Annotated in this window: 23 protein-coding genes; 5 read left to right on the top strand and 18 right to left on the bottom strand. The window is 66.3% G+C overall.

Annotated features, from left to right (window positions below; genetic code table 11):
* Window positions 1-163: 163 nt before the first annotated feature.
* From glnA to map, 3 genes are all read right to left on the bottom strand, one after another.
* On the bottom strand, window positions 164-1,576 hold the full coding sequence (gene glnA / locus ASE70_RS14950; protein WP_056004512.1) for a type I glutamate--ammonia ligase: 1,413 nt from the start codon (window positions 1,574-1,576) through the stop codon (window positions 164-166).
* A 90-nt stretch (window positions 1,577-1,666) separates the two neighbouring features.
* Window positions 1,667-2,005 carry a P-II family nitrogen regulator gene (locus ASE70_RS14945; protein ID WP_055759592.1) on the bottom strand — a complete coding sequence of 113 codons (339 nt, stop codon included), beginning with the start codon at window positions 2,003-2,005 and terminating at the stop codon, window positions 1,667-1,669.
* Window positions 2,006-2,201: 196 nt separating this feature from the next.
* Window positions 2,202-3,029, bottom strand: a complete 828-nt coding sequence (map, locus tag ASE70_RS14940) for a type I methionyl aminopeptidase (protein ID WP_056506396.1) — start codon at window positions 3,027-3,029, stop codon at window positions 2,202-2,204.
* A gap of 64 nt (window positions 3,030-3,093) precedes the next feature.
* Here map and ASE70_RS14935 point away from each other — a divergent pair, with 64 nt between their 5' ends.
* Together ASE70_RS14935 and ASE70_RS14930 are read left to right on the top strand one after the other, a co-directional pair.
* The gene (locus ASE70_RS14935; RefSeq protein WP_082451055.1) at window positions 3,094-3,849 is read left to right on the top strand and encodes a competence/damage-inducible protein A; all 756 of its coding nucleotides are present in this window, start codon (window positions 3,094-3,096) and stop codon (window positions 3,847-3,849) included.
* 68 nt (window positions 3,850-3,917) lie between these two features.
* Window positions 3,918-4,847, top strand: a complete 930-nt coding sequence (locus tag ASE70_RS14930; RefSeq protein ID WP_082451054.1) for a Gfo/Idh/MocA family protein — start codon at window positions 3,918-3,920, stop codon at window positions 4,845-4,847.
* Between the two features lie 106 nt (window positions 4,848-4,953).
* Here the strand turns inward: ASE70_RS14930 and ASE70_RS14925 are convergent, their stop codons facing one another.
* The 9 genes from ASE70_RS14925 to ASE70_RS14885 all read right to left on the bottom strand — a co-directional run bounded on the left by ASE70_RS14925 (window position 4,954) and on the right by ASE70_RS14885 (window position 10,030).
* The gene (locus ASE70_RS14925) at window positions 4,954-5,301 is read right to left on the bottom strand and encodes an IS1 transposase (RefSeq protein ID WP_056506389.1); all 348 of its coding nucleotides are present in this window, start codon (window positions 5,299-5,301) and stop codon (window positions 4,954-4,956) included.
* A gap of 76 nt (window positions 5,302-5,377) precedes the next feature.
* Window positions 5,378-5,728: an IS1/IS1595 family N-terminal zinc-binding domain-containing protein gene (locus ASE70_RS21120; protein WP_443024897.1), complete on the bottom strand. Its 351-nt coding sequence runs from the start codon at window positions 5,726-5,728 to the stop codon at window positions 5,378-5,380.
* Between the two features lie 185 nt (window positions 5,729-5,913).
* Entirely contained in the window at window positions 5,914-6,669 is a 756-nt protein-coding gene (locus ASE70_RS14915) for a lysophospholipid acyltransferase family protein (RefSeq protein ID WP_056506383.1), read from the bottom strand.
* A gap of 4 nt (window positions 6,670-6,673) precedes the next feature.
* Window positions 6,674-7,096: a Fur family transcriptional regulator gene (locus tag ASE70_RS14910; RefSeq protein WP_056395161.1), complete on the bottom strand. Its 423-nt coding sequence runs from the start codon at window positions 7,094-7,096 to the stop codon at window positions 6,674-6,676.
* Between the two features lie 117 nt (window positions 7,097-7,213).
* Window positions 7,214-7,627: a MucR family transcriptional regulator gene (locus tag ASE70_RS14905; RefSeq protein ID WP_056506381.1), complete on the bottom strand. Its 414-nt coding sequence runs from the start codon at window positions 7,625-7,627 to the stop codon at window positions 7,214-7,216.
* 103 nt (window positions 7,628-7,730) lie between these two features.
* On the bottom strand, window positions 7,731-8,243 hold the full coding sequence (locus ASE70_RS14900) for a GNAT family N-acetyltransferase (protein ID WP_056506378.1): 513 nt from the start codon (window positions 8,241-8,243) through the stop codon (window positions 7,731-7,733).
* Complete coding sequence (gene tsaB / locus ASE70_RS14895; protein WP_056506375.1) at window positions 8,240-8,857, bottom strand: tRNA (adenosine(37)-N6)-threonylcarbamoyltransferase complex dimerization subunit type 1 TsaB; 618 nt, start codon at window positions 8,855-8,857, stop codon at window positions 8,240-8,242. The genes ASE70_RS14900 and tsaB overlap by 4 nt, the downstream gene beginning before the upstream one ends.
* A gap of 7 nt (window positions 8,858-8,864) precedes the next feature.
* Window positions 8,865-9,455, bottom strand: a complete 591-nt coding sequence (locus tag ASE70_RS14890) for a malonic semialdehyde reductase (RefSeq protein WP_056395169.1) — start codon at window positions 9,453-9,455, stop codon at window positions 8,865-8,867.
* Window positions 9,455-10,030, bottom strand: coding sequence for a NifU family protein (locus tag ASE70_RS14885; protein WP_056395667.1), 576 nt, complete (start codon window positions 10,028-10,030; stop codon window positions 9,455-9,457). The genes ASE70_RS14890 and ASE70_RS14885 overlap by 1 nt, the downstream gene beginning before the upstream one ends.
* Before the next feature lie 135 nt (window positions 10,031-10,165).
* On the opposite strand from ASE70_RS14885, the gene ASE70_RS14880 reads away from it, so the two are divergent.
* Window positions 10,166-10,885, top strand: a complete 720-nt coding sequence (locus ASE70_RS14880; RefSeq protein WP_056506859.1) for a Crp/Fnr family transcriptional regulator — start codon at window positions 10,166-10,168, stop codon at window positions 10,883-10,885.
* A gap of 104 nt (window positions 10,886-10,989) precedes the next feature.
* A complete protein-coding gene (locus ASE70_RS14875; RefSeq protein ID WP_056506373.1) occupies window positions 10,990-13,893 on the top strand; it encodes a M16 family metallopeptidase in 2,904 nt (967 codons plus the stop codon).
* A gap of 284 nt (window positions 13,894-14,177) precedes the next feature.
* On the opposite strand, the gene ASE70_RS14870 is transcribed toward ASE70_RS14875, so the two are convergent.
* The 4 genes from ASE70_RS14870 to ASE70_RS14855 all read right to left on the bottom strand — a co-directional run bounded on the left by ASE70_RS14870 (window position 14,178) and on the right by ASE70_RS14855 (window position 18,192).
* Window positions 14,178-15,359 (bottom strand): MFS transporter, encoded by a 1,182-nt coding sequence (locus tag ASE70_RS14870; RefSeq protein WP_156356291.1) that lies wholly within the window; start codon window positions 15,357-15,359, stop codon window positions 14,178-14,180.
* Window positions 15,360-15,437: 78 nt separating this feature from the next.
* On the bottom strand, window positions 15,438-15,854 hold the full coding sequence (locus ASE70_RS14865; RefSeq protein WP_056506369.1) for a hypothetical protein: 417 nt from the start codon (window positions 15,852-15,854) through the stop codon (window positions 15,438-15,440).
* A 230-nt stretch (window positions 15,855-16,084) separates the two neighbouring features.
* The gene (locus ASE70_RS14860; protein ID WP_056506366.1) at window positions 16,085-16,405 is read right to left on the bottom strand and encodes a low molecular weight protein tyrosine phosphatase family protein; all 321 of its coding nucleotides are present in this window, start codon (window positions 16,403-16,405) and stop codon (window positions 16,085-16,087) included.
* Window positions 16,402-18,192: an AMP-dependent synthetase/ligase gene (locus ASE70_RS14855; protein WP_056506363.1), complete on the bottom strand. Its 1,791-nt coding sequence runs from the start codon at window positions 18,190-18,192 to the stop codon at window positions 16,402-16,404. The genes ASE70_RS14860 and ASE70_RS14855 overlap by 4 nt, the downstream gene beginning before the upstream one ends.
* Window positions 18,193-18,293: 101 nt before the next feature.
* On the opposite strand from ASE70_RS14855, the gene ASE70_RS14850 reads away from it, so the two are divergent.
* Complete coding sequence (locus tag ASE70_RS14850) at window positions 18,294-20,027, top strand: gamma-glutamyltransferase family protein (RefSeq protein WP_056506360.1); 1,734 nt, start codon at window positions 18,294-18,296, stop codon at window positions 20,025-20,027.
* Between the two features lie 215 nt (window positions 20,028-20,242).
* On the opposite strand, the gene ASE70_RS14845 is transcribed toward ASE70_RS14850, so the two are convergent.
* Both ASE70_RS14845 and ASE70_RS14840 read right to left on the bottom strand, forming a co-directional pair.
* On the bottom strand, window positions 20,243-20,923 hold the full coding sequence (locus ASE70_RS14845; protein ID WP_235519979.1) for an HPP family protein: 681 nt from the start codon (window positions 20,921-20,923) through the stop codon (window positions 20,243-20,245).
* On the bottom strand, window positions 20,920-21,906 hold the full coding sequence (locus tag ASE70_RS14840) for a quinone-dependent dihydroorotate dehydrogenase (RefSeq protein ID WP_056506357.1): 987 nt from the start codon (window positions 21,904-21,906) through the stop codon (window positions 20,920-20,922). The genes ASE70_RS14845 and ASE70_RS14840 overlap by 4 nt, the downstream gene beginning before the upstream one ends.
* Between the last annotated feature and the right edge of the window lie 42 nt (window positions 21,907-21,948).

Raw genomic sequence — 21,948 nt, 5'->3', positions numbered from 1 at the left:
AATCGCCCGATCCACCCCCAAAGGAAAAGGCGCCGGGATCACTCCCGACGCCTTCTCCATCTCACGCGACGTGGCAAAGCCACGTCGTCGGTCCTCGACGAGCGAGGCCGGCCGACAGCGCGGATGCGCCCATTGGGCGCACCGGCGCGGTCGTCGCCGCGCCTTACGCGCTGTAGTACATATCATACTCGACCGGGCTCGGGGTCATTTCCCACCGCGCCACTTCGCCATACTTGATCTCGACATAGGCCTCGATCTGATCCTTCGAGAACACGTCGCCCTTCAGCAGGAAGTCATGGTCGGCGGTCAGCGCCTCGAGGGCCTCGCGCAGCGACGCGCAGACGGTCGGGACCTGCGCGAGTTCCGCCGGCGGCAGGTCGTACAGGTTCTTGTCCATCGCCTCGCCCGGATGGAGCTTGTTCTGGATACCGTCGAGGCCGGCCATCATCAGCGCCGCATAAGCGAGATACGGGTTGGCCATCGCGTCGGGGAAGCGGATTTCGACGCGCTTCGCCTTGGGACCAGTGCCGTACGGGATGCGGCACGACGCCGACCGGTTGCGCGCCGAATAGGCGAGCAGCACCGGCGCCTCATAGCCCGGGACCAGACGCTTGTAGCTGTTGGTCGACGGGTTGGTGAACGCGTTCAGCGCCTTGGCATGCTTGATGACGCCGCCGATGAAATACAGGCACATGTCCGACAGCCCGGCATAACCGTCGCCGGCGAACAGCGGGGTCTTGCCGTTCCAAATCGAGAAGTGCGTATGCATCCCCGAACCGTTATCTTCCTTGATCGGCTTCGGCATGAACGTCGCGGTCTTGCCATAGGCGTGCGCGACCTGATGCACGACATACTTGTAGATCTGCATGCGATCGGCGGTCGTGGTCAGCGTGCCGAAGGTCAGGCCCAGCTCGTGCTGCGCAGCGGCGACTTCGTGGTGATGCTTGTCGCAGGGCAGGCCCATTTCGATCATCGTCGAAACCATCTCGCCACGGATGTCGACGGCGCTGTCGACCGGCGCGACCGGGAAGTAGCCGCCCTTGGCGCGCGGGCGGTGGCCCATGTTGCCGGCTTCATATTCGCGGCCCGAATTGCCCGGCAGCTCGATGTCGTCGATCTTGTAATAGCTGGTCGAATAGCTGTTTTCGAACCGGACGTCGTCGAACATGAAGAATTCGGCTTCCGGCCCGACATAGACGGTGTCGCCGATGCCGGTGGTCTTCAGATAGGCCTCGGCGCGCTTCGCGGTCGAGCGCGGGTCGCGGGCATAGAGTTCGCCGGTCACCGGATCGACCACGTCGCAGAACACGACCAGCATCGGCGTCGCCGAGAACGGGTCGGTATAGACCGCATCCAGATCGGGGCGCAGCGTCATGTCCGACTCGTTGATCGCCTTCCAGCCCTCGATCGAGCTGCCGTCGAACATCAGGCCGTCGGTGAACTCGTCTTCACCCAGCAGCGACGCGACCATGGTCAGGTGCTGCCATTTGCCCTTGGGATCGGTGAAGCGCAGGTCGACCCACTCGATCTCTTCTTCCTTGATCCGCTTCAGGATGGTGCTGGCGGTAGTAGCCATCGGAAACTGCCCTTTCTGGATGAAACTCCACGTTCCGGCGCAATCAATCGCCCCGGCACGCCCCATGATTCGAAATAATGCTGCGTTGCGTCAGATCGCGTCGTCGTTGCGCTCACCGGTGCGGATGCGCAAGGCGGTCTCGACCGGAATGACGAAAATCTTTCCGTCGCCGATCCGGCCGGTCTGTGCCGCGGCCGCGATCGCCTCGACCACCCGCTCGGCAAGGCCGTCCTCGACCACGACTTCCAGCTTCACCTTCGGCAGGAAGTCGACGACATATTCCGCGCCGCGATACAGTTCGGTATGGCCCTTCTGCCGGCCGAACCCCTTGGCTTCGGTCACGGTGATGCCGCTTACGCCTACTTCGTGCAGCGCCTCTTTCACCTCATCCAGCTTGAACGGCTTGATGATGGCCTCGATCTTCTTCATGCGCCCTGCCGATCCCCTCGGACGTGACGACCCGGACGGGTCGTTATCATCTCGTTAAACAATTACCGTGCCAAACGGCGATTCGCCTTGGATACGATCATCGGGGATTTGGCCGGGACTGTCGATATTGCCCGGCTAAGGGGCAGGGTGCCGGTTTTTCGGGCAGTTTGCGTCATTCCCCGATAGGGGGCTGAACTCAAAGATAGGGCGGCTTGGTGAACCCCTTGGGGCTGAGCGTGAAGATCTCGCAGCCATCCTCGGTGATCCCGATCGAATGCTCGAACTGCGCCGACAGCGACCGGTCGCGGGTCACCGCCGTCCAGCCATCGTCGAGCATCTTCACGTCGGGCCGACCGATATTGATCATCGGCTCGATCGTGAAAAACATGCCCGGCCGCAATTCGGGGCCGGTACCGGGACGACCGGCATGGATCACTTCCGGCGCGTCATGGAACAACCGGCCGAGGCCATGCCCACAGAAATCGCGGACGACGCCATAGCGATGCGATTCAGCATGGCGCTGGATCGCGTGCGCGACGTCGCCCATCCGGTTGCCGGGCTTGGCATGGTCGATGCCGATCATCAGGCATTCATAGGTCACATCGACCAGCTTGCGCGCCTTGATCGGGACATTGCCGACCAGATAGGTCCGGCTGCTGTCGCCATGCCAGCCGTCCAGCAGGGGCGTCACGTCGATATTGGCGATGTCACCGTCCTTCAGCGTCCGGTCGGACGGGATGCCGTGGCACACGACATGATTGATCGAGATGCAGGTCGAATGGGCATAGCCGCGATAGCCGAGCGTCGCCGGCACCGCACCGCCCTCGCGCATCAGGCGAAAGATGATCGCGTCGAGCTCGGCGGTGGTGACGCCCGGCACGACGTGCGGCGTGATTTCGTCGAGGATATGCGCGGCCAGCCGTCCGGCGCGGCGCATCCCTTCGAACCCGGCGGCATCGTGCAGCTTGATCGCGCCGGTCCGGGCCAGCGGCATGTCGGTGGTGACGGTCTGATATTCGGTCATAACCTGCATATAAGCGAGGAAGTGGTGCTAGGCGAGGGCGGGGCGTCACGCTATGTCCGCGGCCATGACCGACCGTATCTGGACCGCCGCATTGATCGTCATCGGTGACGAGATCCTCTCCGGCCGGACGCAGGACAAGAATATCGCCCAGCTCGCCGCATGGCTGAACGTACAAGGCATCCGGCTGGACGAGGTCCGCGTCGTCGCCGATCGCGAGGAAGCGATCGTCGAGGCGGTCAACATCCTGCGCGCGCGCAACGACTATGTCTTCACCACCGGCGGTATCGGCCCGACCCATGACGACATCACCGTCGATTCGATCGCGGCGGCGCTGGGCGTGCCGGTGATCGTCCATCCCAAGGCGCGGGCGATCCTCGAATCCTATTACGAGACGCGCGGCGGCCTCACCGACGCCCGGCTGCGCATGGCGCGGGTGCCGGAGGGCGGCGAGCTGATCGAAAACCGGATGTCGGGCGCGCCGGGCATCCGCATCGGCAACATCTTCATCATGGCGGGCGTGCCGCACATCGCCGCGGCGATGCTCGACAGCCTGACCGGTACGCTGGAAGGTGGCCTGCCGGTCGTTTCGGCAACGCTCGGCTGCTGGGTCGGTGAGAGCGAGGTCGCCGACATCCTCCGCGAGGTCGAACGCGCGCACGATGGTGTAGCGATCGGCAGCTATCCGTTTTTCCGCGAAGGTCGCACCGGTGCCAATTTCGTCGTGCGCGCCACCGACACGGCGGTCGTCGACGCCTGTATCGCCGACTTGGCCGACCGCCTGCGGGCGACGGGGCGGGAACCGGTGACCGGCGGGATCTGACGCAAGCCCGGTTGCAACGTGCCGGTCCGGTTGATATGTCGGACTAATAATCAATCAGGAGAGCGACGTTGGCTAACGCCCCGACCCGCATCGCGTTGGCCGGTATCGGCAAGATCGCGCGCGACCAGCATATCCCGCATATTGCCGCCAGCCCCGATTTCGAACTGGTCGCGGCCGTCACCGGCCATAGCGCGCCCGACGGTGTGCCGGGGTTCGGGACGATCGCCGACATGATGGCCGCCGTCCCCGATGTGCAGGCGATTTCGATCTGCACGCCGCCACGCGGTCGTTTGTCGCTGATCCAGCAGGCGCTCGACCACGGCCTCGACGTCATGATCGAAAAGCCGCCGGCCGCGACGCTGTCCGAGGCGCAGGCCTTTGTCCGCGCCGCCGACGCCGCCGGCAAGGTGCTGTTCGCGACGTGGCATTCGCGCGAAGCCGCCGCCGTCGAGCCGGCGCGCGCGTGGCTGGCGGAGCGCAACATCCGCCGCGTCGAGGTGAACTGGAAGGAAGACGTCCGCGTCTGGCATCCCGGACAGGCATGGATCTGGGAGCCGGGCATCGGCGTGTTCGATCCGGGGATCAACGCGCTGTCGGTCATCACCCGCATCCTGCCGCGTCCGCTGCTGCTCGATACCGCCGAACTGCGCTTCCCGTCGAACCGCGACGCGCCGATCGCCGCCGATCTCGACTTCACCGACACCGTTGGGGTGCCGGTGCGCGTCGAATTCGACTTCGATCAGACCGGGCCGCAAACCTGGGACATCGATGTCGAAACGGATAACGGCCATCTGAAGCTGTCGATGGGTGCGTCGCAGATGGCGGTCGATGGCGTTGCAGTCGATGTCGGCGACGAGGCCGAATATGCGCGGCTGTATCGTCGCTTCGCCGAATGCCTGCGCGACAGGGTGAGCGATGTCGACCTGTCGCCGTTCGTCCATGTCAACGACGCGTTCCTGCTGGGACGTCGCACGACCGTCGGTGAATTCAGCGAATAGCTGTTCAGGCCAACAGTCTATCGTCACCCCGGACTTGATCGGGACTTCTGCGAAAATCGCAAGCTTCGCCAAAAACTCACCGTACCCCCGCCTGCGCGGGGAGTGTTCACGTCGGACTCTGTAGGCGTTTTCTGGCGAGGAAGATGTCGAGGGTGATCTCGAGCATTTGTTGGGTCTTGGAAGCGCGTTTGGTTCGGCGGTTGAAGCGGGCGAACGAGGCGTTGGACGATTCGATCAGATGCGTCTGCGCCTTGGTCTGCTGGTGGGGTTCGGGCGCGCCGATCCGCGCAAAGGCGAGGTGGTAGCAGGAGTTGGCRTCGGTGAAGATGGCGCTGATCTGGCCGACAGCGGCCTTGRCCAGGGYGTAGATGGCGGTCGCGCTTCTGACGCCGCGATCGCCCACATGGTATGCGACGACGCGTCGATGCCGGCGGCTGTACGCCGTCCAGATCACCGCTCGCTGCTGACGCCGCGATCGCCCACATGGTATGCGACGACGCGTCGATGCCGGCGGCTGTACGCCGTCCAGATCACCGCTCGCTGCCGTTTTTTTGGACGTAGGTRTAGATCTCGTCCATCTCGATGACGTCGGCYWCCCCGGTGTCGACCGGAGCGGCWTGYGCMAGYTTSWCYTGYAGCGTCGCATGCTCCTTGCGGATCCATTTGAGSACMCCCGCCGGCGATGCWCCCAGCACCCGGCCGATCGCCCGGATGCCCATGCCATTCATGTACATCTCGATCGCCAAAGCTTTCGTCTCGGCACTGAACCTGGGCTGGCTGTCRGTGCAGTATCGACCGCAGGCCCGGCACACATAGCGCTGATKGCCCGACTTGCGGCCCCGCTTGATCAGGTCGGTCCCCTCGCACGCTGGACAACGCATCCTRTCCTCCCCGTCCCAAATCAAAGGAACACAGAAGAATCCAAAACGCGCCTCGTGTAAACAGTCCCCGCGTAGGCGGGGTCCAGAGCCAAGCAGAACAACGGCTAGCGCTGGGAACCCTGGACCCCCGCCTGCGCGGGGGTACGGCAAAGGGCCAGAATTCAGTACTTTCGTAGAGGTCTCGATTAAGTCCCGGGTGACGGTACCAGCGACACCGATGCGCCCATCGCCGCCGCGATCGCGTCCCGCGCCCGCGCGGCCACCGCCTTGCGCCCCGGACCCGCCGGATCGAAGGCCGGCAGGAAATGGATGGTCAAGCCGATCCGCCCCGACCGCGCAAGGACCCGCGCCGCATTCGCCGTCCCCGCTTCGTCCCCGACCCACGCCACATCGCGTGCGTCGCCGTAATCGAGATAGACCGGCTGTACGCGCAAGCCCGGCGGCGGCGGATCGACCGCGCCGAGCAGCGCCGCCTTGAACGGCAGCAATTCGCCCGGTCGTGCGGTCGTGCCCTCCGGAAACACCGTCACCGGATGATCGGCGAGCAGCGCCTGCCGCAGCGTATCGATCTGCCGCGCCACGCCCAGCCGGTCGCCGCGATCGACGAACAGCGTATGGTTGAGCGTACACAGCCATCCGACCAGTGGCGCATCGCGCAATTCGCCCTTGGCGACGAACGCGCTGCCGCTGGCTCCGGCGATGGCCAGGATGTCGATCCAGCTCTGATGGTTGGCAAGGTACAGCACGTCGCGCGTGACTGGGGTGCCGACCACCGTCGTCCGTACCCCGACCGCCCGTGCCAATGCGCCCAGAAACCGCGGCGGCCAAGGGGATCGCAGCCGGACCAGTCGCCACAACCCGTGCAGGAGCAGATAGCGCAGCAGCGTCGCAAGCATCGCCGCCGCACGCACCGTCAATCGCAGGCGCGCACCAAGCGGCATGGGATCAGCCCTTGCGTTCGAGGCTGACGCCGTAGAGTTCCATACGGTGATCGACGAGGCGGAAGCCGAGCCGTTCGGCGATCTGCTTCTGCAACAATTCCAGTTCGGGATCGACGAACTCGATCACCCGGCCGCTTTCGACGTCGATCAGATGATCGTGATGCGCCTCTGGGGCGGGTTCATAGCGCGCGCGCCCGTCGCCGAAATCATGCCGATCGAGAATGCCGGCCTCTTCGAACAGGCGGACCGTGCGATAGACCGTGGCGATCGAGATACCCGGATCGATCGCCGATGCGCGCTCATACACTTTTTCGACATCGGGATGGTCATCGGCTTCGGACAGGACGCGCGCGATCACGCGGCGTTGTTCGGTGATGCGCAGCCCTTTTTGGTGGCAAAGTGCTTCGAGGTCGATCTTGCGGGGCATGCGGTCCTGTACGTCTTGAGGATATGGCCCGACACTAACGCGCCCTGCCGTCGAGCGAAAGCCGCTAAGTGGCGCGGGTGCCGCCATCGGCGCGAACCGACGCCGGCACCCGCACCGTCAACGGACGCGGCGCTGGGTGCCCAGACCGATCTTCTTGGCCAGCGTCCGGCGCTGTTCGGCATAATTGGGGGCGACCATCGGATAGTCGGCAGGCAGGTTCCACTTGGCGCGATACTGTTCGGGCGTCAGATTGTAATGCGTCATCAGGTGACGCTTGAGCATCTTGAGCTTCCGCCCATCCTCGAGACAGACGATATAGTCGGGCTTCACCGACGACCGCACCGGCACTGCCGGTTCGGCGGGCGGGGCGGCGGGTTCGGCCGGCGTGCCCAGATCGTTCAACGCGTCATGTACGCTGCGGATCAGGACGGCGATATCACCGACCTCGACATGATTATTCCCGACATGGGCGGCCACGATATCCGCCGTCAGGGCAATGAGCGTGTCGTCGCGCTCCGCAAGAATGGTCATGCTCTTCCCTCGTTACACGACCGCACCGGCGGCCGCCGTTGCTATCGGACCAGAATGGGGGCGGTGCAACAATATTCCCGGCTTTTTTAGAATATCGCCGACGTCATTCGACCCGTATCGGCGTCGCTGCCGGAACGGGCGCGGGAAACGACCGGACATAGGTATGGGCATCGAAACGCTCGCCGCTACGCCCGGAATAATAGTTGCGACGCTCCCCGCATTTGACGAACCCGGCATTGGTGTAGAGCCGGGTCGCGTCATTGCCCGCCCGCATTTCGAGGCACAGACGCGCGGCACCCCGCACCTGCGCATCGGCCATCGCACGTTGCAGCAGCGCCCGCCCGATGCCGCGTCCGCGCTCCTCTGGCTGTACCGCCAGCAGCAGCAGTTCGGCATCGTCGGCGACCGCGCGGGTCAGTGCGAAGCCGATCACCGGCCCCGTCTCCCTCGCCAAGGTGAGCCAGACGCCCGGCAGCGACAACATGCCGAGGCATTGCGACGGGGTCCATGCCTCCCCGAAACGCGGATCGAATGCCGCCCGCATCACCCGGTCGACCGAGTTGATATCGGCGGCGGTTCCGGTCGCCAGCGCGATGTCGCTACGGACGTCGCTCATGCGCGCGCACTCGGCACCGCATCGGGCGCGCGACCATATAGCGGGGCGGGGGGCAGGCTGCGCTGATCGATGCTCAGCAAGACCGCGTCGGCGGCGTCGGGCAGGCGGTCGCAATCGGGCAGGGCGGGGTCGGCCGTGCGGAGCCGGGCAAGGCCCTGACCGACGACGCGCCGTCCCCGCAACGCCGCGACCGCATCGGCGGGGTTGCGTGACACGGCTGGCCCATCGGCGACGAGCGCCCCGTCGAACCCCTGCTGGAACACCTCGCCATGGCCGCCGTCGAGCACCGCGACGATCGCCTCGCCCGGCTGTACGGACAGTGCGGCGGCGGCGATCGACGCCAGCGACGAATATCCGTGCACCGGCACGCCCCAGCCGATGCCGAGCCCGCGTGCCGCAGCCAGCCCGACCCGGACGCCGGTAAAGCTGCCCGGCCCGCAATCGACGAGGATCGCATCGGCCCGACCTTGTTCGGGCAGGGCGGCGATCATCGGCACCAACCGCTCGGCATGACCGCGCCCGACGACGACATGATTGCGGGCGATCACCACGCCGTCGTCGATCAACGCGACCGAACAGGCGGCAGTGGCGGTTTCGATGACGAGCGTTCGCACGTGGTGGTCAGACGACCCGGTTGAACTTGGCGAAATCGGGACGCGGCGAACGCGGATACAGCGTCTCGCGGTCGCCATAGCCCAGCGTGGTGATGAAATTGGCATGGACCGCCGGCGTGTCGGCGAAAAACGCCTTGTCGACCGCGCCGGCATCGAAGCCCGACATCGGTCCGGTATCGAGGCCCAGCGCGCGCGCCGCGAGGATCAGATACGCGCCCTGCAACGATGAATTGCGGAACGCCGATGCCTGTCGCAGGTCGGCTTTGCCGTCGAACCACGCCTTGGCGTCGGCATGTGGGAACAGCTCGGGCAGGTGCTCGTGGAATTCGGTGTCCATGCCGATGATCGCGGTCACCGGTGCGGCGCGAATCTTGTCGGGGTTGGTACCGGTGGCACAGGCCGCCAGCTTTTCCTTGGACTCGGTCGACGTGCACCACAGGATCCGTGCCGGTAGCTGGTTGGCGCTGGTCGGACCCCATTTCATCAGGTCCCAGATCGCGGCCAGATCGGCTTCGGCCACCGGCTGGTCGGTATAATGATTGAACGTGCGCGCACTGCGGAACAGCGTGTCGAGCGCCTGATCGTCTAGCTTTGGCATCAGACTGCACGAACCTCCGTGACTTCGGGGACATAATATTTGAGCAACTGCTCGATCCCGTTCTTCAGCGTCGCGCTGGAGGACGGGCAGCCCGAACAGGCCCCCTGCAATTGCAGATAGACCTTGCCCTGATCGAACCCGCGATAGACGATGTCGCCGCCGTCATTGGCGACCGCCGGGCGGACGCGGGTCTCGATCAGTTCCTTGATCTGTTCGACGATGTCAGCATCGGCGGGATCGTCGGTGAAGCTAGGCTCGTCGGACGCGACCGAAAAGCCTGCGCTGCCCGTCGGGTTGAACAACGGCATCCGCCCGCCGAAGTGATCCAGCATCAACGCCAGCACGTCGGGTTTCAGGTCGGCCCATTCGCTGCCCGGTGCCTTGGTCACCGACACGAAATCGCGGCCGAAGAACACGCCGACGACATCGCCCAGCGCGAACAGCTGCGTGGCGAGCGGCGACGCCTCGGCCTCTTCGGGACTGGCGAAATCGCGGGTGCCCGCGTCCATCACGACCTGCCCGGGCAGGAATTTCAGCGTCGCCGGATTGGGCGTCGATTCCGTTTCGATCAACATGCCGCCCATTTGGCGACCGGCGGACGGGGGATCAAGGGCGTACCGCGAAACGCTGCGTTCACGGTTGCCACCGCGCGTTGCCTCGATTGTTACGCTCCTGTACGACCCCGGCAACGACAAAAGGGGACAGTGCCGGTGATCGAGACGCATTTGGCGAAATTGCGCGCGCGCGACACGATCTCGGCGGAAGAAGAGCGGGTTATCTATGACTCGCTCGGCGAGGTGCGGTCGCTGGCGGCGCATCATACCTGCATCCATGCCGGCGAACGCCTGCACTCCAGCACGCTGCTGCTCGAAGGATTGATGTGCCGGTACAAGGATTTGCCGGGTGGCGAGCGGCAGATCACCGAACTGCACGTCGCCGGCGACTTTCTCGACCTGCACAGCTTCTCGCTCAAGCAGCTCGACCATAATGTCATGACGCTGACGCCGTGCCGCGTCGTGCTGGTCCCCCATGCCAAGCTGAAGGACATCACCGAAACCCAGCCGCATCTGGCGCGGGTATACTGGTTCCTGACCGCGCTCGACGCCGCGATCCACCGCGAATGGGAATTGTCGCTCGGCAGGCGCAACGCGATCCAGCGCATCGCCCATCTGATCTGCGAACTCCATGTCCGGCTGATGTTGATCGCGCAGGCCGACGACACCGGCTTCGCCTTGCCGCTGACCCAGGCCGACCTGTCCGACTGTACCGGGCTGACCCCGGTGCACGTGAACCGCACGCTGCGTGAATTGCGCGAACGCGGGCTGGTCGACCTGCGCGGCAAACGCGTGACAATCAACGATCTGCCCGGCCTGAAGGCGACGGCCGAGTTCGACGATTCGTATTTGTATCTCCGGCGCGAGGATCGCTGACGCCAAGCTGACCCGAAGCTGAACCGGGCGACCCGAACAGCTTTATCTTTCGCGTCGTGTGTCGATACTGGTCGGAGCGTTGCAACGACGCTACACCTCGACGCATGGTATCTTCGTTCCGTCTGGCCACGGGCGCGTTCACGACCCTGGCCCTGATCGCCGCGCCGCTTGCGGCGCAGACCCCTCCCGCATCGCCGACACCGGTCCGCCAGCTTCCCCCGCTCGAACCGGTGGCGCAGGGACCCGACACCCCGTGGCTGTTCAAGGGCAGCGACATTCCGCCCGACCGGACATGGACGTACGGCGTCCTGTCCAACGGCCTGAAATATGCCGTGCGCAAGAACGGCGTACCGCCGGGGCAGGTGGCGATCCGGGTCGCGATCGGTGCGGGATCGCTGATGGAAACCGACGGCGAACGCGGCTTCGCCCATCTGATCGAGCATTTGTCGTTCCGCGGTTCGGTCCACGTCCCCGACGGCGAATCGAAACGGGTGTGGCAGCGTCTGGGCGTCACCTTCGGGTCGGACAGCAACGCGTCGACCAGCTTTACCCAGACCGTCTACAAGCTCGACCTGCCGTCCGCGACGCCGACCGGCCTCGATGAAAGCATGAAGATCCTGTCGGGGATGATGACCGAACCGACGCTTAGCCAGGCGGCGCTCGATGCCGAGCGCCCGGTCGTCCTGTCCGAACAGCGCGAGCAGCCCGGGCCGCAGGTGCGGCTGGGCGACGCGACCCGCGCACTGTTCTTCGCGGGACAGCCAATCGCCGACCGTTCGCCGATCGGCAACGTCGAAACGCTGCAATCCGCCACCGCCGCCAGCGTGAAGGCGTTCCACGACCGCTGGTACCGGCCCGACCGGGCGATCGTCGTCATCGCCGGCGACGCCGATCCCGCGATCCTCGAAGCGATGGTCAAGAAGCATTTTTCCGCATGGGGCGGCACCGGTCCGGCCCCCGCCGAACCGAAATTCGGATCACCGAAGGCCAACGAACCGGTCGCGGCGACGGTCAGCGAACCGACCATCCCGACGCTGTTGCAAATGGCGGTGCTGCGGCCGTGGACCGTTGGCGACGATACGATCCTGTTCAATCAGGAGCGGATGATCGACCAGATCGCACTGCGCATCCTCAACCGGCGGCTGGAGAGCCGGGCGCGCAGCGGGGGGAGTTTCATCTCCGCCGGTGCCAATCTCGACGACGTATCGCGGTCGGCGAACATCACGCAGGTGTCGATCCTGCCGCTGGGCGACGACTGGGCGGCGGCGCTGCGCGACGTTCGGCAGGCGATCGCCGACGCGATCCGCACCGCCCCGACCCAGGCCGAGATCGACCGCGAGGTCGCCGAAATCCGCGCCGGGATGGAAAACGAGGTCCGCACCGCGCCGGTGACGGCGGGGGCATTGCTCGCCGACAATCTGATCGCCGCGACCGACATCCGCGAAACGGTCGCCGGGCCGGAAACGTCGCTGCGTATCTTCGAAGGCGCGGTGACCAGGAAGTTCTTCACCCCCGCCCGCGTGCAGGCAGCGGCGAAGAAGGTGTTCGAGGGCACGGCGACCCGCGCGCTGGTCAACACCCGCACCCCTGATCCGACGACGCAGGCGAAGCTGACCGCCGCGCTGACCGAAAAGGTCGCCGGTACCGCCGCGCGGCGTGGCGGACAGGCGGCGATCGGGTTCGACCGGCTTGGCCCCCTCGGCAAGCCCGGCACGATCACCACGCGCAGCATGGCGCTGCCCGATCCCCCGGTCGAGCGCGTCGATTTCGCCAATGGATCGTCGTTGTTGCTGTTCCCCAATGAATCGGAGACGGGCAAGGTCTATGTCCGGGTCCGGTTCGGCCGGGGGCTGAACGCGCTGCCGACCGATCGCCGCACCCCGGCCTTCGCCGCCGATCTCGCGCTGGTCGCCTCGGGTATCCAGACGCCGAAGGGCGCGCTGGGGCAGGAAGAACTCGACCGGCTGACCGGCGGGCGGCAGATGGGATTGTCGTTCGGTATCGACGACGACGCGTTCATCCTGGCCGGCACCACCACCGCCGCCGACCTGACCGATCAGTTGAAGCTGATCGCGGCCAAGCTGCAATCGCCGGCATGGGACCCCAAGCCGGTGGCACGGGCACGGGCGGTGATGCTGGCCAGCTACGACGCGCTCGGCGCTTCGCCCGATGGCGTCATGGGCCGCGATCTCGAAGGACTGCTGCACGCCGGCGACGCGCGCTGGGTCAGCCCCGACCGCAAGGATATCGAGGCGCTGACCTCGGCCAGCTTCAAGGCGTTCTGGCAGCCGCTGCTCGCCACCGGCCCGGTCGAGGTGCAGGTGTTCGGCGACGTGCCGCAACAGGCGGCGATCGACGCGGTCGCCGCGACGATCGGCGCGATGGCGAAGCGCCCGGCGGATGCCACCCCGCCGCCGCCGGTCCGCTTTCCCGCGCACGTCGCGCAACCGGTGACGCGCACCCATGGCGGCCAGCCCAATCAGGCGGCGGCGGCGATCGCCTGGCCGACCGGCGGCGGCAGCGCCGGTCTGACCGAAAGCCGCAAGCTGGAAGTGCTGGCTGCGGTGTTCCGCGACCGGCTGCTCGACCGATTGCGCAGTCAGGCGGGGGTCAGCTATTCGCCGAACGTCGACAATAACTGGCCGGTCGGCCTGCCCGGCGGCGGGCGGATCATGGCGATCGGCCTGGTGCCGCCCGACCGTACCGGCTTCTTCTTCGACCTCGCCCGCGAACTCGCCGCCGATCTGGTCAGGACGCCGGTGCCCGCCGACGAACTCGACCGCGCCAAGCTGCCGGTGATCCAGCTGATCGCCCGTATGTCGAGCGGCAACATGTTCTGGATGAACCAGACGCAGGGCGGCACGGTTGATCCGGCGCGGCTGGCGGCGATCCCCGGCATCATCAACGACATTCGCGGCACCACGCCCGAGGAGTTGCAGGCGCTGGCAGCGAAATATCTGGTGCCGTCAACGGACTGGTCGATGCAGGTCCTGCCGGAGAAAAAATAAAGCTCCTCCCCGGCACGGGGAGGGGGACCATCCGCAGGATGGTGGAGGGGGGTGTCCATAGACGCTCCCCTTCGAAAAGAACTGGTTCACGAAAAAGCGCAAAGAAGAATTGGTTCGCGCGGAGACGCGGAGACGCGAAGGAGTAGCGCTATTTGAGATCGTCCCGCGTTCGGGAGACCTCATGCAACGGGATAGCCGCGCGTCGAAGCCGCTGTCGCGGGTAACGGAGCAGCGAACGCAACCCCTCCCCGCCTCCGCGCCTCTGCGTGAACCAATCCTTCTTCTTAAACAGCCGTCGCCCGCGTCCGAACCGGCGCACCGGCCATCACCGCCAACCCCCAGATCGCAAACCCGCCCAGCGCCAGCGCCGCGCCGACCAACCCGGTCGAGGTCCAGCCATAGCCCGCCGTGATCGCCAGCCCGCCGGCCCATGGCCCGATCGCATTGGCGGTATTGAACGCCGAATGGTTGAGTGATGCGGCGAGGCTCTGACCATGTTCGGCAATGTCCATCAACCGCGTCTGGAGCACGGTGCCGAGCGCGCCGCCGATACCGATCAGGAACACGATCGCCAGCATCGACCACAACTGCCCCGCCGCCAGCGGATAGAGCGCCAGCGTCGCCGCACTCCATAGCAGCAGTGCGCCGGCGGTCGGCATCAATGCCCGGTCGGCGAACCGCGGCACGACCAGATTGCCGACGGTCATGCCGATGCCGAACACGGCCAGCACCACCGGCACCATCGCCGGTCCCGCGCCGGTCACTTCGATCAGCGTCGAGGCGAGATAGGTATAGACCGCGAACATGCCGCCGAACCCGATCGCACCGATGCCGAGCGTCAGCCACAACTGGCCCGATCGCAGGACATTCAGTTCGGCAAGCGGGCTGGCCGACCGGTCGGGTCGATCGCGCGGCGCGACCCACGCGACCATCGCCATCGTCGCCGCGGCCAGCACCGCCACGACCCCGAAGCCCCAGCGCCACCCGATCGCCTGTCCCAGCGCATTGGCCAGCGGCACCCCGACGATCGTCGCGGTCGTCAGCCCGAGCATGACCCGCCCGATCGCCTGCGTCCGCTTCTCCGCCGGCACCAGCGAGGCCGCGACCAGCGCCGCGATCCCGAAATAGGCCCCATGCGGCAACCCGCTGAAAAACCGCGCAACCAACATCGCTTCATAGGTAGGGGCGAGCGCGCTCGCCGCATTGGCGACCCCGAAACACGCCATCAAGGCGATCAGCACCGTCCGCCGTGCCATCCGCGCGGTCAGCACCGCCAGCAACGGCGCGCCGACCACCACCCCCAGCGCATAGGCGCTGATGACGTGCCCTGCCGTCGGTTCGTCGATGCCAAGTCCCGGCGCGAAGAACGGCACGAGGCTCATCGTCGCGAACTCGGTCGTCCCGATCGCGAAACCGCCGAGCGCGAGCGCGAGATGAACGAGGGCTGGGTTACGGGTCGGGGTCACGGTCACGCTCCTTGCTGCGATGCAGCATTCGAAGCGGTCATATGGGAGGAACGGTCGGGGGATCAACCGTTCGTTGGCTCAGCCGAGCAGCGACGCCATCGTGGCAGGGGTCGCCGAACCACCCTGCATGATCTTCATCCGGCGAGCGACTTCCATCGCAACCTTCTGTTCGATCTCGACCCGTTCCTTGGGCGGCAGCGCCTCGATCGCCGCTTCGGTCACGTTCATCGATTTCAGGACGTCCCGCCGAACCCGTTGCGCCGGGGTCAGCGACAATTCCTTTTTGAACGCCGCGACCGCCTCGTCCAGCCGTGTGCGATCCGCGTCTTCGGTCGCGGTCTTGCGCTCGGGCTCGCTGGTCCGACCAGCGGCCGGTTCGCCATGCCCTGCCACTACCGAGCGGAACGCAGCGGCAAACCCTGCGCCAACGGCCGGCGGGGCGGTCGTCCGCAACGGATCGGTCGCCAAGGAACGGTTCGTGATCGCGTCCAGCATGGTCTGGCTCCCTCGCATCGCCGGCAGCGTCGGGGATGTCAGAAGATGGTTAAAGCTTTCCTACAGCGTCAGGTCGATGGCATCGTCGACAAACGCTCTTTCGCAACGTCGATCCATCGCGCGCACTGGTGCGCGATCGCCGGCCCGTTCCGGGAGCGGGCGGCGCACCAAGCCGCATACCGAAACAATTGCGTACGAGTGTGACCTTTGTGACCTTTGGCTGCCCGGCGTCACACGAACCGCGCCATGCGTTTGGTCAGCAACGCCATCAGCGCCGGGTCCATGCAGGCATATTCGTCCGGAATATCAAGGCATATGACCCGTTTGCCGCCCAGATACCGGCGAAACCGTCGCTGGACCCGCGTTCGATGCACGCGTTCCATCACGAAGATCGTGTCGGCCCATTCGATCAGTTCGCCGGTCAGCGGATTGTCGGCATCGGGACTGGTGCCGGCCGACGCCGTCTCGGTGCCGGGCAACTCGCTAAACATCGATTCGGCGGTCGGGCTGCGCAGCCGGTTGCGGCTGCACACGAAAAGCCAGTTCCTCATCCCCGGTACAGCGCATCCAGTCGCTCGCCATACACGTCCTTCAACACATGCCGCCGAATCTTAAGGCTCGGCGTCAACTGCTGGTTCTCGATCGCAAAGGGTTCGTCGGCGATGATGAAGCGGCGGATGCGTTCGGTGACCGACAGGTCCTTGTTCACCCGCTCCACCGCCGCACCCAGCGCCGCGCGATACTCGCTGTCCGCGCGCAACCGGGCAAAGTCGCAGCGCGCACCGCCCTTCGCACAGAATTGCTGGGTCCATTCGGCATCGGGCACGATCACCGCGACCATATAGGGTCGTCGGTCGCCCGCGATCATCGCCTGCGCGATCTCGTCCTGCAGGGTCAGCATCCCCTCGACCTTTTGCGGCGCGACATTGTCGCCCTTGTCGTTGACGATGATATCCTTCTTGCGATCGGTGATGCGGATGCGGCCTTTGGCGTCGATCTCGCCGATGTCCCCGGTATGCAGCCAGCCATCCTTGAGCACGCGAGCGGTCTCGGCCTCGTTGCGCCAATAGCCGTGCATGACCAGCTCGCCACGCACCAGGATTTCGCCGTCCCCGGCGATGCGAACCTCGGTTTCGGCCAGCGGTGGACCGACCGTGTCCATCTCGATCCCCGCCGCCGGGCGGTTGCACGAAATGACGGGTGCGGCTTCGGTCTGGCCATAGCCCTGAAGCAGGCACAGCCCCATCGCCTCGAAGAAATTGCCGACATCGGGATTGAGCGGCGCGCCGCCCGACACCATCGCCTTCAGCCGTCCGCCGAACCGCTGCGCGATCTTGGGCTTGAGCAACCGATCGACCAGCAGCCTCGCCGGATAGTCGGTCAGCCGCAGGCCGTTCTGCCGGTTGCCGATGTCGATCGCGCGGTCGAGCAGCCACGACGACAGTCGCCCCTGTTTCTGCACGCCCTTGCTGATCCGCGTGCGCAATACTTCGAACAGGCGCGGTACCACGACCATGATCGTCGGGCGCACCTCCTCGATATTGCTGGCCAGCTTGTCGAGGCCCTCGCTGTAATAGATCTGCCCGCCCAGCCCGATCGGGAAAAACTGTCCCGCGGAATGCTCATAGGCATGGCTGAGCGGCAGGAACGACAGGAATATTTCGTCGCTCCATCCGAAATCCTCGGCGATGACGGTGGCGCAGCCATTGACGTTATGCAGGATCGCGCCGTGATGCTGCATCACTCCGCGTGGGCTGCCTCCGGTGCCCGAGGTGTAGATGATGCAGGCCAGATCGTCGCGGCCGAAGTCCGCGTCTGCCGCGACCTTTGCCGGATCGGCGGGGTGGCGGGCGATCAGGTCGTGCCAGTCGTGGAATTCCAGACTGCCCTGCTGCGCGGTGCGAATCGGTTCGATCGTGATGATCTTTTCCGACGAATTGGTCGCGCGCAGCGCAGCGGGCAAGATGACGCGCGCCAGCTTGTCGGTCGACACGATGATCGCGCACGCGCCCGAATTCTCGATGATATGACCATGGTCGCGGACGGTGTTGGTGACATAGGTCGGCACCGTCACGCACCCCGCCGCCATGATGGCGAGGTCGGAAATGCACCATTCGGGGCGGTTTTCGCTGACCAGCATCACCCGGTCGCCGCGCTTCAGCCCGATCGCCTTCAGCGCAGTCGCCAATGCCGCGACCTGGCGCGCAGCCTCGGTCCAGCTGGTCGACATCCACTGGCCGCCGGTCTTGGTCCACAGGAACGGCGCGTCGCCACGCTCGCGCGCCCGCGCGAAGAACATCGCGACCAGATTGGGGAATCGTTCGAGCTGCCGGGCCATTCGTCGTCCTTCTCCTGCGGGCAAGGTAGGCAGGTGCCGCGGCCGCGGCAATGTCCGAACGCGGGTGACGCGGCGGATCGTCTTGGGTAGACACGGCGACCATGAGGAAATCGACGATCGCTGCCGCCCTGCTCGCCACCGTGTCGCTGGGGGGATGCAACCTGTTGCCGTTCGGCAAGGCGCAGGTGGCGACCCCGGCCACCGCCGCCGCGCCGGTGGCGGGCGTGCAGCAGAAATTCGTCGTGACGGCCAATCCGCTGGCCAGCGAGGCGGGCATGGCGGTGCTGCGCCGGGGCGGCAGCGCGGTGGATGCAGCGATCGCGGTGCAGGCGATGCTGTCGCTGGTCGAACCGCAAAGCTCCGGTATCGGCGGCGGCGCGTTCATGACCTATTTCAACGTCACGACCGGCAAGGTCGAGATCTATGACGGGCGCGAAACCGCACCCGCCGGGGCATCGCCGACGATGCTGTTGGGGGCGGACGGCAAGCCGCTGCCCTTCGCCGAAGCGGTGCTCGGCGGCCGCGCGACCGGTGTGCCCGGCGCGGTGCGGATGCTGGGACAGGCGCATGCCGATCACGGGACGCTCGCTTGGGCCGACCTGTTCGACGACGCCGAACGGACCGCGCGCAAGGGCTTCGTCATCTCGCCGCGCCTCGGCCGGTTCCTGACCGGCCGTTTCCCGGAGTTGCAGGCGGAGGATGTCCGGCGTTATTTCAAGGGGAAGGGCGGGGCGCTCGCCACCACCGGTGACCGGATCACCAACGACGCCTATGCCGATTTCCTGAAGCGGCTGGCGAAGCAGGGGCCGGACGCGCTCTACACCGGCGAGACCGCGAAACGCATCGTCGCGCGCACGACCACGGGTACGCTGCCGGGCACGATGACGCTCGCCGACCTCGCCGCCTACCGCGCGGTGAAGCGCGACCCGCTATGCGCGAACTGGCGCGTCTATATCGTCTGCACCCCGCCGCCGCCCAGCAGCGGGATCGGGCTGATCGAGCTGCTCGGCATTCTCGGCCGCACCGATATCGATCAGCGCGGGCCGAACGATCCGCAAAGCTGGTTCCTGTTCGCCGAGGCGAGCCGGCTGATGTATGCCGATCGCGACCTGTATGTCGGCGATCCGAAATTCGTGAACGTGCCGGTCGCCGGGCTGCTGGCCCCGGCCTATCTGTCGGCGCGCGCGAAGCTGATCGGGGCGACTGCCGGACCGGCCCCGGTCGCGGGCGTGCCGGCGGGCGTGGTCACGGCGGCGGCGGACACGACGCGCGAACCGGCGGGAACGTCGCACTTCATCGTCGGCGATGCGGCGGGCAATGTCGTGTCGATGACGACGACGGTCGAAAGCATCTTCGGCAGCGGGCGGATGGTCGACGGCTTCTTCCTCAACAACCAGATGACCGACTTCGCCTTCTCCCCCGTCGACGCGCAGGGCCGCGCCGCGGCGAATGCGGTCGCGCCGGGCAAGCGGCCGCGTTCGTCGATGACGCCGCTGGTGATGATCGACCGTCAGGGCAAATTCGCGGGCGCGCTGGGGTCGGCGGGCGGCAATGCGATTCTCGCCTATGTCGGCAAGTCGCTGATCGGCGCGGTCGAATGGAAGCTGCCGATGCAGGACGCGCTGTCGCTGCCCAACCTCGTCGCGCGCGGCGACGGTTTTCAGGGGGAGGTGACCAAATTCTCACCGCAGATCCTCAGCGCGCTGGCGGCGAAGGGCATCCGGTTGCAGCCGGGGCAAGGGGAGGATTCGGGGCTGCATGGAGTCATCGTGCGGGACGGGAAGATCGATGGCGGCTTCGATCCGCGGCGTGAGGGCAAGGTGATCGTCGAGTAAAAGAAGGTAGGTTCACGCAAGGGCGCAAAGAAGAAGCAGGAGGGGTTCGCGCGGAGGCGCGGAGGCGCGGAGGCGCGGAGGGGTTGCGCAGCGGGCAAGCCGGTCGCGATCGGCAGACCTTATCTCGCGTTGCCACGATGTATAAGGCCGCTGACGCGGATGAGGGTCGCCTGTGACGCGACCCCCTCCGCGTCTCCGCGCCTCCGCGCGAACCCCTACTTCTTCCAGCGAACCCGCGCGAAATGCTCCGCCCGCTCGAGCAGCAGCGTCAGATCCTCCGGCGCGATATCGAACGCATCCGGTGTCTCGGCCAGCGCAGCGTCGATATCCTCCGGCCGAATCCCGCCCGGCTCGGCCGCCGCCGCGATAGCGACCGGAGCAGCAGGCTCGTGCGGGTAGGAAAGCGCCGTCATCCGGTGATAGAACATGCCGATCGACACCAGCGCGATCGAATTAATCCCGACCGGCGCGAAGGCAAAGGCATAGCCGGCATCATGGATGCCCGCACTGCCGATCACCGCCGTCAACGCCGCCGCCCCGCCCGGCGGATGCAGGCAGCGGCACAGCGACATGACGAGGATCGCGCAGCCGACCGCGACCCCGGCGGCGACGGTCAGGTTCGGTATCGCCTGAAACGCCGCCACGCCGACCAGCGTCGACAGGATGTTGCCGCCGACTACCGGCCATGGCTGCGCCAGCGGACTGGCCGGCACCGCGAATACCAGCACCGCCGACGCCCCGAGCGGCGCGACGATGATCGGCAGGTCGCCCTCGATCCACGGCACCTGCGCGCAGACGACCATGGTCAGCGCGATGCCGATCGCCGCACCGATACAGGCGATGACCCGCCGCCCGAACCCGGCATTGGCGAGCAGCGGCCGGAACAGCCGGCTCACAATCCGTCGACGATCCGCCGGGCGAGGCCGGGGCCTTCATAGACGAGCGCGCTGTACAACTGGACGAGGCTGGCCCCGGCATCCAAACGCCGCCGCGCTTCGTCCGCCGACCCGACGCCGCCCGCCGAAATCAGCGGGATCGCGCCGCCCGCGATCTCGCGCGCCTCGATCAGCTTGGCAAGCGCCAGCGACGCGAGCGGCGCGCCCGACAATCCGCCGGTCTCCTTCGCGTTCGCCGATCGCAGCGTATCGGGACGCGAAATGGTGGTATTCGATACGATCAGCCCGTCGACCCCGCCGTCGATCGCCGCGCGGACCGCAACCTCCATGCCCTCGCGCGACAGGTCGGGCGCGACCTTCAGGAACAGCGGAACCCGCTTGCTCCCGACATGACGGGCCGCGTCGCTGGCGGCGATCAACTGGCCCAGTTCGGGCTGTGATTGCAGGTCGCGCAGACCCGGCGTGTTCGGGCTGGAAATGTTGATGGTGACATAATCGGCCAGCGGTGCGGCCTTTGCGACCGCCGTGCCGTAATCGGCGATGCGGTCGGTCGAATCCTTGTTCGCACCGACATTGATACCGATGATGCCGGGACGGGGGGCGAGCGCCGCGACCCGCGCCAGCGCCGCGTCGATCCCGCCATTGTTGAAGCCGAGGCGGTTCACCACGCCGCGGTCCTCGGGCAAGCGGAAGATGCGGGGCTTGGGATTGCCCGGCTGCGGCTTGGGAGTCAGCGTTCCGACCTCGACAAAGCCGAAGCCGAGGCCGAGAAAACCGGCGACCGCCCGCGCATCTTTGTCGACGCCCGCCGCCAGCCCGACCGGATTGGGAAAGCGGATGCCGGCGACCGTCACCGCATGGCGGTCGTCGGTGGTTGCCGCCATCGGCGTCCCGGCTTTGCCCCACGCCTCCAGCATGGCGATCGTCAACGAATGCGCGCGTTCGGCGTCAAGGGCGAAGAGGAGCGGGTGATACCATGCCATGTCGGGCGCTCTACCGTTCGGGAGCGGCGGAAGGAAGATTCG

The sequence above is a fragment of the Sphingomonas sp. Leaf22 genome (genome assembly GCF_001421715.1).
Lineage (GTDB): Bacteria > Pseudomonadota > Alphaproteobacteria > Sphingomonadales > Sphingomonadaceae > Sphingomonas.
The sequence above is the reverse complement of the archived record's forward strand: the minus strand, read 5'-3'. Positions and strand labels throughout refer to the sequence as shown.